Consider the following 15202-nt stretch of genomic DNA (forward strand, 5'->3'; position numbering starts at 1 on the left):
CGTCCGGTGGATCTTTCTCGAAACGAGTCGCCGCAAGAACGTTGAAGCGGGAATGATCAGAGGGTTTAGAGAGGTTAGAAAGTAGGAAATGGTTGTTGAGGCTGTAAAAAACAAAAAAAAGATAAACGATCATGTCGAAAAATACCCTGACTATTACGGATAACCGCACAGGACAGACCTACGAGGTTCCTATAGAATGTGGTACCATACGGACGATGGATCTCCGCCAGATAAAGGTTTCCGATGACGATTTCGGGCTTCTCGGTTATGATCCGGGTTATCTGAACACAGCTTCCTGTAAAAGCATGGTAACTTTCATCGACGGTGAGAAAGGGATTCTGCGTTACAGGGGGTATCCTATCGAGCAGCTTGCCGAAAAAAGCTCTTTTCTGGAAACAGCCTATCTGTTGATCAAAGGAGAGTTGCCTGACAAGGAACGGCTCGAGGCATGGCGGTACAATATCCAGATGCATACGATGGTTCATGCGAACCTGACAAAATTCATGGACGGATTCCGCTATGATGGCCACCCAATGGGCATTCTTGTCGGGACGGTCGGTGCGTTGTCTACTTTTTATCCCGATGCGAAGAATATTTTCGATATGGAATCAAGAAAACTGCAGGTTCGGCGTCTGATAGGAAAAATGCCTACACTCGCTGCAATGAGTTTTCGCCACAGCATGGGGTTTCCTTATGTTCTACCGGACAATGACCTCGGTTATGCAGGAAACTTCCTTTCCATGATGTTTAAAATGACAGAACTGAAATATTCCCCTGATCCCATCCTGGAAAAGGCACTTGACGTGCTCTTTATACTCCATGCCGATCATGAACAGAACTGTTCGACCAGCGCAGTGCGCTCTGTTGGGAGTTCGCGTGTCGACCCATATTCCGCACTTGCAGCAGGATGTGCGGCACTCTACGGGCCTTTGCATGGAGGAGCGAACGAGGCGGTTATCCGGATGCTGGAAAGAATAGGTTCTCTCGACAAGGTTCCCGAGTTCATTAAATCGGTAAAGGCTGGAGAAGGACGGCTCATGGGGTTTGGCCACAGGGTGTATAAAAACTATGATCCGAGAGCGAAGATCATTAAAAAAATCGCTTTCGATGTGTTCGAGGTTACCGGACGAAACACATTGCTGGATATCGCTCTGGAGCTTGAAAAAATTGCCCTTGAAGATGAGTATTTTATCGACCGGAAACTGTATCCGAACGTTGATTTCTATTCCGGTTTGATTTACCAGGCGATGGGATTTCCTCTGGATATGTTTCCCGTATTGTTCGCTATCGGCAGAACACCGGGATGGCTTGCACAATGGACGGAGCACATGAATGACGATGAACAGAAAATTGCCCGACCCAGACAGATGTATTTGGGCGAAGATAAACGTGATTATGTGCCGATCGAGAATCGGCCTAAGATATCACAGCTTGTCGAAAATAAAATCGGTATGTGCAGGTTGTGATTCTAGCGTGGGCTGTGTTCTCCCATGAGATACAAGGACATTTTTTATTATCTTGAACACTTTGCCGTGACGAGGTCCTGACTTTGGACATTTCGAATAATGATATAATATGTTTGATCCATGTCTGTAACTGAAAAAGATGTAGCATATATAGCCGAGTTGGCAAGGCTCCGTTTTACTGACGCTGAAAAAAAGAAAATGACCAGTGAGCTGAATGCTATTCTTCATTACGTCGAGAAGCTCAACGAGGTTGACACACGAGGCGTTGAACCATTGAGCAGTATTCACGATCAGGTTAACGTGCTTCGTGAAGATCACTGCCGGGAGTCGATTCCCAATAATGTTGCTCTCGAGAATGCACCGGATAAGCTTGACCGTTTTTTCAGGGTGCCGAAGGTCATCGGGTAGCTTGTTTCGGTATGCTTCAGATAGTGGAAAAAGAGGGGGGCGTTATTTTTTCTGTCAAGGTTCAGCCCCGCTCTTCACGAAGTATGATTGCTGGTGAACATGACGGTAGCGTTAAGGTGAACCTGAAAGCTCCTCCGGTAGACGGGGCTGCTAATCTGGAGTGCTGCAAGCTGTTCGCGCGAACGCTTGGCGTGCCACGAACCGATGTGCAGATTATTTCCGGGTTGAGAGGAAAAAAGAAGCGGGTGATGGTCGAGGGGGTGTCGTTATCCGGGTTCAGGGAAAAAGTCGCACCCTATCTGTGAGTTCTTTCAAGAAAGCAACTGGCCGATGAGAGCAGTGATCCAGAGAGTAAGCGAGGCTTCGGTTACGATCGACGGCAGTCTCCATTCACGGATAGGGCCGGGTCTTCTGGTCCTTCTCGGTATCGCTCCCGGAGATGAGGATAAAGAGATTTCCTGGATGATCCATAAGGTTCTCAACCTCAGGATTTTCGAAGACAATGAAGGAAAAATGAATCGTTCTGTCTTGGATACCGGAAAAGATCTTCTATTTGTTTCACAGTTTACCCTGTATGCCGACACGAGCCGGGGCAACAGACCCGGTTTTTCATCTTCAGCGCCGTTCGGTAAAGCGGAGGGTCTCTATTGCCGGTTTCTTGAAACCATACGTTCGAAATGTTCCCTGCGTATCGAGACGGGTCGTTTCGGTGCTGAAATGCAGGTTGGCTTGGTCAATGACGGGCCGGTAACCCTTGTTGTCGATACTCCTTCAACGAAGTGAAGAGTGAGACTGGTGTTTTGAAAGATGAGTGCGAGTTGTTGTGCTAACAAGCCCTTTCGTTTATGAAAATTGTAATCGTTATTCCTGCAAGGCTTGATTCAAGCCGGTTGAGAAGGAAAATGCTCGTAGATCTGGATGGAGAGCCTCTCATTGTAAGGACCTTTCAGCGAGCTCAGCAGGCTCGTTGTGCGGATCGTGTCGTGGTGGCAACCGACAGCAAGGAGATTGCAGCCGTTCTTCGGGCTTTTGGAGCTGAAGTGGTTATCACGGGCACTGCCCGATGTGGTTCGGAGCGTATTGCCGAAGCAGCAGGAAAGATGGAAGGAGATGTTTTCATCAATTTGCAGGGTGACGAGCCTTTGATAGATCCTGGCAATATCGATCGTGTTGCGGAGCCTTATCTTCGAGGTGACAACCCTGACTGTGTAACACTTATTTATCCGGTACTTCCTTCAGATTATACCACGATCGGTGATCGTCATATCGTAAAGGCGGTCGTCGACAGGAACGGATATGCTCTGTACTTTTCACGGAGTCAGATTCCTTTTCAGCAAGCAAGAAGCGCATCGACTATCTTTTACCGTCATATCGGGATCTACGCTTTCAGAAAAGATGTCTTATCTTCCTTTGCAACACTCGAGCCCTCCATGCTCGAGGAGGAAGAGTCTCTCGAGCAGTTGCGGCTTCTCGAGAACGGTTACCGTATACGTTGTGTCGAGACCACGGTAGATTCGCCCGGGGTCAACACTTTCGAGGAGCTCGAGTTTGCGCGGAGGATGTTCCGCGAACAGCATCGTCCGATATGATGTCAACTTCTACTTCACCATCGTGGAAGATCACCGATGCCTTGTCGGTTTTTCGTAAAAACGCACGGGATGTGACATAAGAACTGTTCTGCTTGACCAGGGTAAAGCCTCTTTCGAGGGTTTTCCGGTAATCAAGCAGTGAAAGTCTCTCCGTTGCTGAAGAGAAGCTCCGTTCCGCGTGCCTTATAGTATTTCCGACGGACTGTGACATAAATTTGACAAGGTGGTTGATCCTTTCTTGCATTTGATCAAGGAGGATCTGTGGACGGTTGAATGCATAACTGCCAAGAAGAGAGTCGATTTGCCGTTCGATTCCTTCGACTTTTGCATGTAATGCCAAACATTGCCGATTGAGCAGGGTGTCGCTATGTTTGAGCAGTTCTTGCATATCGGGGGCTGCAATTTCTGCGGCGATTGACGGTGTTCCCGCGCGAACGTCGGCAACCATGTCGGCGATCGTGACATCAGTTTCATGGCCGATGGCACTGATAACCGGAATTTTCGAGTTGAATATTGCCAGAGCGACGGCTTCATCGTTAAATGCTTGAAGGTCTTCGAGAGATCCCCCTCCCCTGGCCACGATAACGACATCGGGTTTCAGGGCGGAATCGGAGAGTTCATTGAAATATTGCAGTGCTCCAATGACGTTTTTTGCTGCTTCTTCTCCCTGTACCTTGACGGGATATAGCAGAAGTCTTGCAGCTGGAAAGCGACGCCTGAAGACGTTGCTCATGTCTTCTATGACCGCTCCTGTCGCTGAAGTGATCAGGCCGATTTTTTCCGGGAGGGCCGGTAACTGTTTCTTGTGCTCCTGGTTGAAATAACCTTTACTTGCCAACTTTTCCAAAAGCATTGCATAAGCGAGTTGCAACGTACCCTCACCTGCGAGAACAACCGATGTGCATATGAGTTGATAACGTCCCGATGGGGGGTAGACCTCGAGCCGTCCGTGAGCGATAATTTCCAGACCGTCTTTCAAGTCAACGGAAAGACGCATACGAATGTTTTTCCAGATGACAGCGGGAATCTGTGCTCCCTCGTCCTTCAGGGTCATGTAGACGTGTCCCGAGCTCGGAAGTTTGAAATTGGAGATCTCACCCCTTACACTGATGGTTTGAAATTTATTTTCAAGGACGGATTTGATCCCGCTGGTGAGTTCGGTGACGGTAAGTATCTGTTCAGGCATGAGCGTTTTTTACGAAACAAATTGCTTGGGATTGTATTCGACAAGTTAGGTATTTCCATTGAATGGTTTTAGTATATTCTGGTCAGGGATAACGATGTACCGGTTTTCAGGTCGTGCAGTATTTGCCTGGTGAAAGAAAAGGGATACGTGAGACATTCTCGAAGGGACTGCTTCACGGCTTTCGGTCACCATGAATACGTTTCAGGTAGAGCGTCGTGCCGCCCCGTGAAAGAGAGGGACGATTTTCATAGGTATGCTTTATCCATAGAGACTTTCATTGCAAGACGGTGTCCCGGGTAAGGCCTGTGAAATAGTTGTTTATGATTTCACGGATGAAGCCGGAGGATGACTGCATAAAGATAAACTGCAGGATGAACGAGGTCGCCATTTCAACTGTTGTTTTCGACTGCTGCTTGTTTTATCGATGGATGCCGGATGAATTCCGTGACATGAAGGCTCGGATTCTACGGGGGTACACTTTGGGGTATTGTTGTGTAGAATGACTTGTTAACCATATGAATAAACGGTAACCGATCATCTTGGGTATGGAACATGATGCTTGCATTGCTCTTCTGGAGAAGAAGCTGTCTCTGGATAAACAACGTGCCGTAAAGCTTCTTGACGCAGTTTTTGCCGGATTGGTTGAAGTACTCGTTGAAAAAGGAGAGGTATCCGTCAAGGGACTTGGGTATTTCAAGGTGGTGCATATTCCGTTCAACAGGCAAAAGCAGGACAATGTTGTTCGAGCCATACCCCCCAGGAAAAAAATTACCTTTTTGACAAGGCCGGTCGTCGGCTCCACCACCCGGCATATCATAGGAAGAACAACCGGTCTGGTTGATGAGGATGCTGAGGTCTTTAGCAGGATCCTTTCAGGATATTTCAGAGAGAGTATGGTGAAAAAGCGGGACCTTTTACTCGAAGGTCTCGGGTCGTTCACTGAAGTTGACGGCAAATTCAGGTTTGTGCCCGACCAGGTGTTGCATGAAATCGTAAACAACTGTTTTGAACATCTTTCAGCTTTTGAAGTGCCAATTCACTAATCATGGAAAAAAATATCTGCTCGAATTTACACCCGCAATCAATGTGTCCAGCTTTCGGGGGGCTGCGGGTTCTTACCAGGATCGAAGGTGCAAGGGTATGTCTTGTTGCAGATCAGGGATGCTTGTACGGGTTGACGTTTGTCTCCCATTTTTATGCCGCTCGAAGGTCGATTGTATCACCTGAGCTGATGAATGTTCAGATTTCGGGTGGTACCATGATCGATGATTTGCGGGCTACCATCGAGCGGATCGCGGAAGATCCGGCTGTGACTTTTATTCCTGTTGTCAGTACCTGTGTCGCCGAGACGGCAGGAATTGCTGAAGAGCTGTTGCCGAAAAAAGCGGGGAATGCCATAGTACAGCTTGTCCGGTTACCTGCATTTCAGATCAAGTCACATCCTGAAGCGAAGGATGTTGCCGTTTCTACCCTGCTACGACGGTTTGGGGATTTTATCGCGCCGAAGAAAGAGAAATCTCTTCTTGTCGTTGGTGAGATTTTTCCTGTCGACGCCATGGCCATTGGTAGTGTTTTGCAACGCATAGGTGTCGAATCTGTCATTGTCTTGCCTGCTGCAGATGTTGATGATTATATCGAGTCGGGAAAGGTTGAAGCCTGTGCTGTTCTCCACCCATTTTATGAAAGGACTGCATCACTCCTTGAAGAGAAAGGCATAAGAATTATATCTGGAAATCCTGTTGGTGCAGGAGCCACCGCGAGGTGGATTGAGCAGATCGGTCAGGTTCTCGGGCTTGATATGGAAACAGTACGTCAGGTCGCTGCCGAGGAAAAAGCAAAAACACATGCGGTCATCGAAAAGTTCGGTCACCTTTCCGGAAAGGTGATTGTCGCTGGATACGAGGGGAATGAACTGCCGGTTGTAAGGCTGCTCTTGGAAGCGGGTCTGGAAGTTCCTTATGCATCGACATCGATTGCCCGTACAGTTCTCGGAGAAGAAGATCACCAGCTTCTTACCATGCTCGGTACAGAGATACGCTACCGGAAATTCCTTGAAGAAGACATGCAGGCTGTTCTTGAATACAATCCGGACCTTGTCATCGGTACGACATCGCTGGACAGCTTTGCGAAGGAACGGGGTATTCCGGCAATCTATTATACCAATAATATTTCATCACGGCCTGTATTCTTTGCCGCAGGTGCCGGAACTGTGCTTGGGATGGTTGCCGGTTTGTTGGGGAGAAAAGAGGTGTTCAGGAAAATGAAAGAATACTTCACTACACCTACACTTCCATAATCTCCTTTTCCTTCTGGGTGATCAGGTCGTTGATTTGTTTTTCATACTTGTGGACAAGGTCGTCAGCGTCTTTTTTGCTTCGGCTTTTCTCATCTTCGCTGATTTCTTTGTCTTTTTCGAGCTTATCCACACCGTGCAGTATTTCCCTGCGAAGATTGCGGAGTGCAATCTTCGCATCTTCACCATATTTTTTTGTAAGCTTGACATATTCTTTACGCCGTTCTTCCGTAAGGGGAGGAATGCTGACACGGATGCTCTGGCCCTCTGCTGCTGGATTGAGTCCGAGATTTGCGTCCCGAATGGCTTTTTCCACAGCAGTGACCATTGATTTATCCCATACCTGTACCATAAGGGTATGAGCATCCTGGACGCCGACGTTGCCCAGTTGCTTGAGGGGCATGGATTGCCCGTATGCATCGACTTTCACACGGTCAAGCAACGCTGTCGTCGCTTTTCCGGTTCTTATTGCTGCGATCTCATGCTGGAAGCTTTCAATGGATTTTTTCATTTTTGCTTCCACCTTTTGAGTGATATCTCTTACGCTCATACCGTTTCGAATCGTTTTGGTTTATCGGAGACCGCAGGCAGTACCTACTTCGAGGCAGACGACGGGGCTGCTTTCTTGGCGAATCTTTTCTGGAAACGTTCAACGCGTCCTGCCGTATCGACCAGAACTTGTTTGCCGGTGTAGAATGGGTGACAGTTACTGCAGATATCAACTTTTATAGAGGGTCTGGTTGACCGGGTTTCAAAAGTGTTACCGCAATTGGCACAGGTAACCGTAACTTTCGTATACTTCGGATGAATATCTTTTTTCATGACTTCGATTTACCTTGTCTGACAAAAAAACAGTTTTATGTTCAGGCATAAAATGATTTATCCGGCAATATACAAGATTTTCTTGCAGGAACAAAGTACAGTGCGAGCCGAGTTTTCCAGCAGAAGCCAAAAAACAACTAACGGAGAGAAAACCCCTTATGGCTGTGACAGCGATACGATGCTTCATTTCTCGACGGGTTGGAGGAAACGCTTTTGATAGTGAAAAAGTGAAAAAAACATGTCTGTTTTGTGGGATCGTAGAGGTGAATAATGCTATGGTGATGTGTTTCTATGGTGAATGAATGCATGAGCGGTACCCCGGTAACCGTGATCAGAGGAGTTGGGCCGCACAAGGCAGGCTTGTTGAAAGAGGCCGGTATCGAGACAATGGCGGATCTGTACGATTTTTTCCCGCGACGTTATCTTGATAGAAGAACGGTCAAACCTATCGTTACACTTGTCGAGGGGGAGCAGGCAACCGTTGTTGGAAAAGTACGAAGCCTTGTCAAACAGGCAGGGAGATACCGTAAAGTACGGCTGAAGGTGGAACTTTTCGATGAAACAGGTGTTCTTGAAATCGTGTGGTTCAGCGGTGTGCACTTTTTTTTCAACTCCTTTCGGCAAGGAGATTCTTTATGTGTTTCGGGCAAGGTTGGATATTTCGGCCGGCGGCCACAAATGCAGCATCCGGAATTCGAGCGTCTTGACCTTGAAAGTGGAGAATCCCCGTATAACGGGATCGTGCCGGTATATCCTTCCTCGGAATCACTGAAACGTTCCGGTTTGGGTTCCAGGGGAATGAGGGGGTTGCTAAAACAGGCGTTTTCCGATATTCCTCCTCGGTTCAGCGAAAACCTTTCCGAAGGAATAATCCGCCAACACAATCTTTTACCCCTCAATGAGGCATATCGCATGATTCATTTTCCTTCTTCACCCGAAATGCTTGACCGTGCGCTGTACAGGTTTAAATGGGCTGAACTCTTCTTCGCTCAACTTTTTTTTGCGTTACGCAGGGCTTCTATTCGTACCGACAGGAGTGCTGTTCCTTTCCGGCATTCGGGAAACTTCACGGCAGCGCTATACGACATGCTGCCTTACAACATGACCGATGCACAGAAAAATGCTGTACGCGAGATATACCGTGATTTGAGAAGCGGTGTCAGGATGAACAGGCTTTTGCAGGGGGATGTCGGGTCCGGTAAAACCCTGGTGGCCATGTTTGCCATGACTCTTGCGGCTGATAACGGAATGCAATCTGTATTCATGGCACCAACGGAAATTCTTGCGTTTCAGCACTCTATGGTTGTACGAAAATTTGCAGAGCCTCTTGGCTTGAACGTGGGGTTTCTCGCAGGTCGGCAGTTGAAAAAAGAGCGCCAAGGAGTGCTTGATGATCTTCAAACCGGTCATCTTGACATTCTCGTGGGGACGCATGCCGTCATCGAGGAGGCGGTGAGATTCGATAAGCTCGGACTGGCAGTTATCGACGAGCAACACCGCTTCGGTGTCATGCAGCGCAAAGCCCTGCAGGATAAGGCGGAAAATCCCCATGTGCTGCTGATGACTGCAACGCCTATTCCGAGAACGCTCAGTATGGGAGTATTCGGGGATCTCGATGTAACGATCATCGATCAGCTTCCTCGAGGCAGAAAAAACATCGTTACACGTTGCTGCAAGGAACGTGACAAGTCAGAGGTTTTCGATTTTCTTAGCCGCGAAATAACAAGGGGTAGACAGGCCTATATTGTTTATCCACTTGTTGAAGAGTCCGAAAAAATGGATCTTAAAGCTGCGAAAGAAAGTTTCCACAAGCTTCGTGACACGCTTCAGGGTGTAAGGATGGGGTTGATTCACGGGCAAATGTCTTCCCGGGAGAAAGAGCAGGTTATGAGGTCGTTCAGTTCCGGCAAACTGGATCTGCTCGTCGGTACCACTGTAATCGAAGTCGGTGTCGATGTACCGAACGCAACGGTTATGGTTATTGAACATGCCGAACGCTTCGGGCTTGCACAGCTGCACCAGTTAAGGGGAAGGGTCGGAAGAGGAAAGCATCGGTCATATTGTTTTCTCGTGCATACGAAACTTGGTTCCGATGCTTCTCAGCGGCTTTCGGCAATGGAAAACATTGGCGATGGTTTCAGGCTTTCGGAGATCGACGCTGCATTACGAGGTATGGGTAACGTGCTTGGTAAAGAGCAGTCAGGCATGGTGTCGGGGTTGAAAATCGCTGACATAGTGAAAGATTACGATATTATGCGTTCAGCCCGTGACGCGGCCTTCGAGATTATTGATTGTGACCCGCAGTTACGGGAACATGGAAATGAAATCATAAAAGAATATTACATAAAACATTATCATGGAAAGCACGCTCTCGCAAATATCGGATGAGAACTCCTTTCCAGCGACATTGATATATGAACAGGTTGGAAAAGGGAGTTGAATTCGAAGGGGTTGTTACCGAAGCGAGGGGCGGGATGTACCTTGTCGAAGAGGCTGTGGGAGAACGATGCCTGTGCTCGACATTTCGCGGAACAAAGACGGAAAATACCGGAACCGGTCTTGTTGCAGTTGGAGATAGTGTCGTAGTGACGGTTACCGCATGTGGTCAAAATGTCGAAGGGGTCATCACTCTTGTTCGTAATCGCCGTACTGCTCTTGTGAGAAAAAGAGAGGTGCGCCGCAACCGCAGTAAAGAGAAGATTCAGGTTATAGCCGCAAATATCGACCAGCTTGCCGTTGTTGTTTCAGCAGTACAACCGCCCCTCAACACTCGTCTGATCGACCGTTATCTGGTCTTTGCGGAATCGGAATGTTTACCGGCTGTCATTATTGTCAACAAGATGGATATTGCCGACCGGAAACTGGTTACAGAGATGATGGCCCCTTATTGTGATCTCGGTTATGCAATGTGTTACGTCAGCGCTGAAAATGGAGAGGGTATTGCATCATTGGGCTGCTCGCTTGCAGGAAAGATATCGGCATTCAGCGGGCACTCTGGCGTTGGAAAGTCGACACTTATCAATGTGCTTGTCGGTGAAGAAAAACTGAAAACCGCCGAGATCAGTTCCTGGAGTCTCAAAGGGGTACATACTACGACAAATGCGGTGATGCTTGGCCTCCCGCAAGGTGGATATGTTATCGATACACCGGGGATACGGGAGTTCAATCTTTCCGAAATAACGAAAGAGAATCTCCGGTTTTATTTTCCGGAATTTCTTGTCCCAATGAAAGAATGTGCATTTTCATCCTGTACACATACCGTGGAACCCTCATGCGGTATAATGCGGGCTGTCGAGAACGGTATTATCAGCAGTGAGCGATATACAAGTTATTTGGCGATTCTTGCATCGTTAGACGAGCGTTCGTGAGTCTGAAGCAGATGAGATTGCCTCCATGCCATGGTCGAGTACGTGGAGTCATTGTGAATCGTTCAAGGCATGTAGAAGTATTTTTGAGTGACTCACAGGTTGGAAGAGATGCGTTTTCGAAGATGATATAATGCTCTTACTTTTTATTTTTACAAACTGTAACTGTCATATTTCAAAAAAAAGAAAGGCAATCAACGATGATTCTCACCATTAACCCTGCAACTGAAGAAATCCTTGCGGAATACCCGGTTATGAATTCTGCCGACATGGAAAAACTGCTTGAATCCGCACAGCATGCGGCGTCGGTATGGAAAGAAACACCTGTCACTGAACGTAAAGTTGCGATGAATCGCCTGGCGGATCTTCTTCGGGAACAAAAAGATGAACACGCAACGGTTATAAGCCGTGAAATGGGAAAACCTTTCAAAGAAGCCGTTAGCGAGGTCGTGAAATGTGCATGGGTATGTGAATTCTATGCCGAGCATGCTGAAGAGTTTCTACAAAACGAAACCGTTGACGTTGACGGAATGACCGGGTTGGTGACCTTTGAGCCTCTAGGGGTGGTGCTTGGGGTTATGCCCTGGAACTTTCCGTTCTGGCAGGTTATTCGTTTCGCCGCCGCTATCATGATGGCAGGCAACGGAGTTGTCATCAAGCATGCTCCCAATGTTACAGGATCGGCGATTGCGCTCGAAAGTCTTTTCAGGGAAGCGGGGTTTCCATTGAATCTCTACAGGACACTGCACATAGATCTGGAAGATGTCGACCGTATGGTTGGGGAAATTATCGCTCATCCGGTCATCAAGGCTGTCTCTGTAACGGGGAGTACCGGTGCAGGGATGGCCGTTGCCGAGAAAGCCGGCAGAGCGCTGAAAAGAAGCGTGCTGGAACTGGGAGGTAACGACCCTTATGTCGTACTCGACGATGCAAACCTTCAGCAGGCAGTGGATGTTTGTATTGCTTCACGTCTGCTCAATACCGGTCAAAGCTGTATAGCGGCGAAGCGATTCATCGTTCATCACGCTGTAAAATCCCGGTTTGAAGAGATGCTGCTCGAAAGAATGGGAGAGACGAAAATGGGTGACCCTTTCGATCCGTCAGTGCGGATTGGACCTATTGCGAGAAAAGATCTCAGAGATGCCCTTCACCGGCAGGTTGAGCAGAGTCGTGAATTTGGTGCCAAGGTGCTTTGCGGTGGAGAGATTCCTGATAGAAAAGGTTTCTTTTACCCGGCTACAATAGTGACCGACGTCTCTCCCGGGATGGCTGTTTACGCTGAAGAAACATTTGGTCCTGTGGCTACCGTTATCGAAGCTTTCGGCGACGATGATGCCATAAGAATTGCCAATGACAGTCCCTATGGGCTCGGATCGGCTGTTTTTTCCAGCGATCCTGAACGGGCGAAAGCGGTCGCGGGACGCCTCGATGCCGGAAACTGTTTTATCAATGCAATGGTGAAATCTGATCCTCGCCTTCCCTTCGGAGGGATCAAACAGTCAGGCTATGGCCGTGAGCTTTCCCGTTACGGCATTCGTGAGTTCGTAAACGCGAAATCAATGTTTTTCGGCTGAACAGAGAACGGTGTCACGCACTGTTCAGCTCCAGCAGATACTTTTTGAGAGACTCGTTTTTTTGAAGACCCAGCTTTTTATGCATCCTGTACCTGAGGCTTTCGACACCACGAGGTGAAAGGCCTGTCGAATAGGCAATTTCCGTACTGTTCAAGTCTTGTTTGATCAGCATCGAGACTTGCAGTTCTCTCTCGGTAAGGTTGGGATGCCGATGTTGCAAAAAAGAAAAAAATGCAGGGTCATCGGTCTGGATTTCATTTCCTTGGTGGCTATACGGTATTTCATCGGTTGCAATTTCGTTGCATAGTCCGACCACTTTGTCTTTCAGCGGAATGGGGGGATCCAGTGCGGTTACAAAACTGCAGAGCTTCTCAATTTTCGCTCTGCTTTTTCTTACTGTAGAGGATACTCTGGCAATAGCCATCTCTTTTGAGGCATTTTGCGCAGTGAGTTCTGATTTTTCATGCTCGAGTTGCAGTTTCATGCTTCTATACAGCGCTTGGTGTGCATTGAGCAGTGAGATCTTTTCATTGATTTTCGCTTCGTATTCCTTTGTTATTGTTTGCAGTTCATTCCGTTGAAGCCGTTCTTTTTCTCGAAGATCGTTGTTTATGTCCTGTAAGGATCTGAAGAACGGATAAAAAAGACTGTCACTTGCAGGCATGGTCACCGGAGGACTAAAAATACTGAGCCAGTTCATCCTCGCCAAAGCGGCGACAAACGCTCTTTTATAAGTATTGTACTGTTGCTTTCCTTCGCTTTCGGATGGTTCTTGAACTGGCTGCCCGGCTTTGTTATTCATGATCAGGGTCAATGCTTCATGGTAGTTGTCCACAATTGCAACCGAGGATATTTCCGGAGCTATCGCAGCAAATGCTTCCATGTCGCACATCATTTCCGGATGGACATTATAGAATACCAGGAGGCGAAAAGCAGGCCCACTGTTATAGAGAAAGTTAATGAAGTCTCTTTTATAGGTAAACGAGCAACCTCTGATATTGGCGAGATCAGCAACTGTATAGACAGGTGCCCCGTTTTTGGTCACTTCATCGATGATGGAATGAAGTACGTTGAAATCGACCTGGTTCATGATAATTCCTTCACGATCGGTTTCTATTTCGATGTAAATGATGTCCGATCCGATAAGACTGAATTTCGAGGTGTATCGTTCAGCCGGATGAGGACTGTTCCAGTGTGGCTTCCGAGTTATCGGAAGCCTTGTTTCGGGGCAGCGTTTCATGATGTATGGTGGGGATTTATAGGGATTGTTCGGGGTTTTCTTGTCAGATACCAGCTATTTTGAGTAGATGATTTTTAATCGATTCATTTTTTTGCAAACCCAGTTTTTTGTGTAGCCTGTATCGCATGCTTTCGACACCACGGGTTGTGATTCCTATGGTATGAGCGATTTCAGACGTGCTGTGATTTTGTTTTATCAGCAGACAAATCCTCAGATCTTTCTTGCTGAGCTCTGGGTGTTTCCGCTGCAGCATAGAAATGAACGCAGAGTCTGCGATGGATATTTCTTTGTCGTTTTTTTTGTCGTTTTGATTGTAATAATCAATAAGGTCCCGGCAGAAATTCGTGATTTTTTGTTTGACTGCGGGTTCGAGGTTCATCTGTTCAACGAGGTCAAGTATCATCTTGACTTTTGATCTTTTTTTGGCAATGACCGAAGAGATCCGTTTCAATGCCATATCTTTTGACACGATCTGACGTATCAGGGATGTTTTTTCGCGTTCATGCTGTGACTTGGTTTTCTTGTTCAGGTCTTCCTGTGCATTGATCAGGATGATTTTTTCAGCAATCTTTTTTTTGTACCCATCACTCACTTTTTTCAGCTCTTGCAGATGAAGCGCTTCTTTTTCACGAAGATCCTGCTGGAAGGCTTCGAGAGCTTTGAAGTAAGGGTATAGCGGATTGGTGTTTTCGGGCAACGTTATCGGATGATCCAGCAGGTTGACCCAGTTGAATCGTGCCAGTGTGGAAAGAAACTCTTTTTTGTGGGCATTGTACTGCTGCTGCTCCTCGCTGCTTTCGTTGATTTTCGACTCCAGTTTTCCCGATTTGGTGTCGAGTATCAACTGCATTGCCTCAGTGTAGTCGTTGGCGATCAGAACGGTTGATTCTTCAGGCGCAATAGCTGCGAATGTTTCCATTATTGAGCGTATTTCCTGATCGACGTTGTAAATTACGAGCAGCTTGAATGTGGGGCCCAAATTATAGAGAAGGTTTATCAGGTTTTTCTTGTATGCAAAAGAAACACCCTTTACATGCTTAAGGCCGAAAAGCATGAGGATTGCCTCACCTGCTAGATTGCTTTCATGAATAACGGTTTGAAATACATCGGTGTCGATATAATCCATCGTTACATCATGGTCGGTCACTACCTCACCATGGATAATCCCTGAATCGATCAGACTGAACCTGGTTATATACCCTCTTTTGGGATGATTGGCGTACCAATGAGGTTTTTCAGTCACAGTTAAACCGGAAAAA

The 15202-nt window shown here is 47.3% G+C and carries 15 protein-coding genes; 10 read left to right on the plus strand and 5 right to left on the minus strand.

Features of this window, described 5'->3' with window-relative positions; all coding sequences use genetic code 11:
- Positions 1–131: 131 nt before the first annotated feature.
- The 5 genes from QZ209_RS10975 to kdsB all read left to right on the plus strand — a co-directional run bounded on the left by QZ209_RS10975 (position 132) and on the right by kdsB (position 3463).
- A complete protein-coding gene (locus QZ209_RS10975) occupies positions 132–1466 on the plus strand; it encodes a citrate synthase (protein WP_294347838.1) in 1335 nt (444 codons plus the stop codon).
- Positions 1467–1586: 120 nt separating this feature from the next.
- Positions 1587–1874: an Asp-tRNA(Asn)/Glu-tRNA(Gln) amidotransferase subunit GatC gene (gene gatC / locus QZ209_RS10980; RefSeq protein ID WP_294347840.1), complete on the plus strand. Its 288-nt coding sequence runs from the start codon at positions 1587–1589 to the stop codon at positions 1872–1874.
- Positions 1875–1885: 11 nt separating this feature from the next.
- On the plus strand, positions 1886–2179 hold the full coding sequence (locus tag QZ209_RS10985) for a DUF167 domain-containing protein (RefSeq protein ID WP_294347842.1): 294 nt from the start codon (positions 1886–1888) through the stop codon (positions 2177–2179).
- A 25-nt stretch (positions 2180–2204) separates the two neighbouring features.
- Positions 2205–2657 carry a D-aminoacyl-tRNA deacylase gene (gene dtd / locus QZ209_RS10990; protein ID WP_294347844.1) on the plus strand — a complete coding sequence of 151 codons (453 nt, stop codon included), beginning with the start codon at positions 2205–2207 and terminating at the stop codon, positions 2655–2657.
- A 62-nt stretch (positions 2658–2719) separates the two neighbouring features.
- Positions 2720–3463: a 3-deoxy-manno-octulosonate cytidylyltransferase gene (kdsB, locus tag QZ209_RS10995; protein ID WP_294347846.1), complete on the plus strand. Its 744-nt coding sequence runs from the start codon at positions 2720–2722 to the stop codon at positions 3461–3463.
- Here the strand turns inward: kdsB and xseA are convergent.
- On the minus strand, positions 3399–4649 hold the full coding sequence (gene xseA / locus QZ209_RS11000; RefSeq protein WP_294347848.1) for an exodeoxyribonuclease VII large subunit: 1251 nt from the start codon (positions 4647–4649) through the stop codon (positions 3399–3401). The genes kdsB and xseA overlap by 65 nt on opposite strands.
- A 545-nt stretch (positions 4650–5194) precedes the next feature.
- Between xseA and QZ209_RS11005 the strand changes: the two genes are divergently transcribed.
- Positions 5195–5692 (plus strand): HU family DNA-binding protein, encoded by a 498-nt coding sequence (locus QZ209_RS11005; protein WP_294347850.1) that lies wholly within the window; start codon positions 5195–5197, stop codon positions 5690–5692.
- 2 nt (positions 5693–5694) lie between these two features.
- Entirely contained in the window at positions 5695–6945 is a 1251-nt protein-coding gene (gene bchY, locus QZ209_RS11010; protein WP_294347852.1) for a chlorophyllide a reductase subunit Y, read from the plus strand.
- Here the strand turns inward: bchY and frr are convergent.
- Positions 6932–7492, minus strand: coding sequence for a ribosome recycling factor (frr, locus tag QZ209_RS11015; protein WP_294347853.1), 561 nt, complete (start codon positions 7490–7492; stop codon positions 6932–6934). The genes bchY and frr overlap by 14 nt on opposite strands.
- Positions 7493–7536: 44 nt before the next feature.
- Complete coding sequence (rpmE, locus tag QZ209_RS11020; protein WP_294347854.1) at positions 7537–7764, minus strand: 50S ribosomal protein L31; 228 nt, start codon at positions 7762–7764, stop codon at positions 7537–7539.
- A 306-nt stretch (positions 7765–8070) separates the two neighbouring features.
- Here rpmE and recG point away from each other — a divergent pair, with 306 nt between their 5' ends.
- The 3 genes from recG to QZ209_RS11035 all read left to right on the plus strand — a co-directional run bounded on the left by recG (position 8071) and on the right by QZ209_RS11035 (position 12703).
- Complete coding sequence (recG, locus tag QZ209_RS11025; protein WP_294347855.1) at positions 8071–10152, plus strand: ATP-dependent DNA helicase RecG; 2082 nt, start codon at positions 8071–8073, stop codon at positions 10150–10152.
- 26 nt (positions 10153–10178) lie between these two features.
- On the plus strand, positions 10179–11132 hold the full coding sequence (gene rsgA / locus QZ209_RS11030; RefSeq protein ID WP_294347856.1) for a ribosome small subunit-dependent GTPase A: 954 nt from the start codon (positions 10179–10181) through the stop codon (positions 11130–11132).
- Between the two features lie 197 nt (positions 11133–11329).
- Positions 11330–12703 carry an NAD-dependent succinate-semialdehyde dehydrogenase gene (locus QZ209_RS11035; RefSeq protein WP_294347858.1) on the plus strand — a complete coding sequence of 458 codons (1374 nt, stop codon included), beginning with the start codon at positions 11330–11332 and terminating at the stop codon, positions 12701–12703.
- A gap of 13 nt (positions 12704–12716) precedes the next feature.
- Here QZ209_RS11035 and QZ209_RS11040 read toward each other — a convergent pair whose 3' ends face one another.
- Positions 12717–13943: a LuxR C-terminal-related transcriptional regulator gene (locus QZ209_RS11040; RefSeq protein ID WP_294347860.1), complete on the minus strand. Its 1227-nt coding sequence runs from the start codon at positions 13941–13943 to the stop codon at positions 12717–12719.
- Between the two features lie 43 nt (positions 13944–13986).
- Complete coding sequence (locus QZ209_RS11045; protein WP_294347862.1) at positions 13987–15186, minus strand: transcriptional regulator; 1200 nt, start codon at positions 15184–15186, stop codon at positions 13987–13989.
- Positions 15187–15202: the final 16 nt, after the last annotated feature.

The organism is Prosthecochloris sp. (assembly GCA_015482705.2).
In the GTDB taxonomy this organism is placed as follows: domain Bacteria; phylum Bacteroidota; class Chlorobiia; order Chlorobiales; family Chlorobiaceae; genus Prosthecochloris.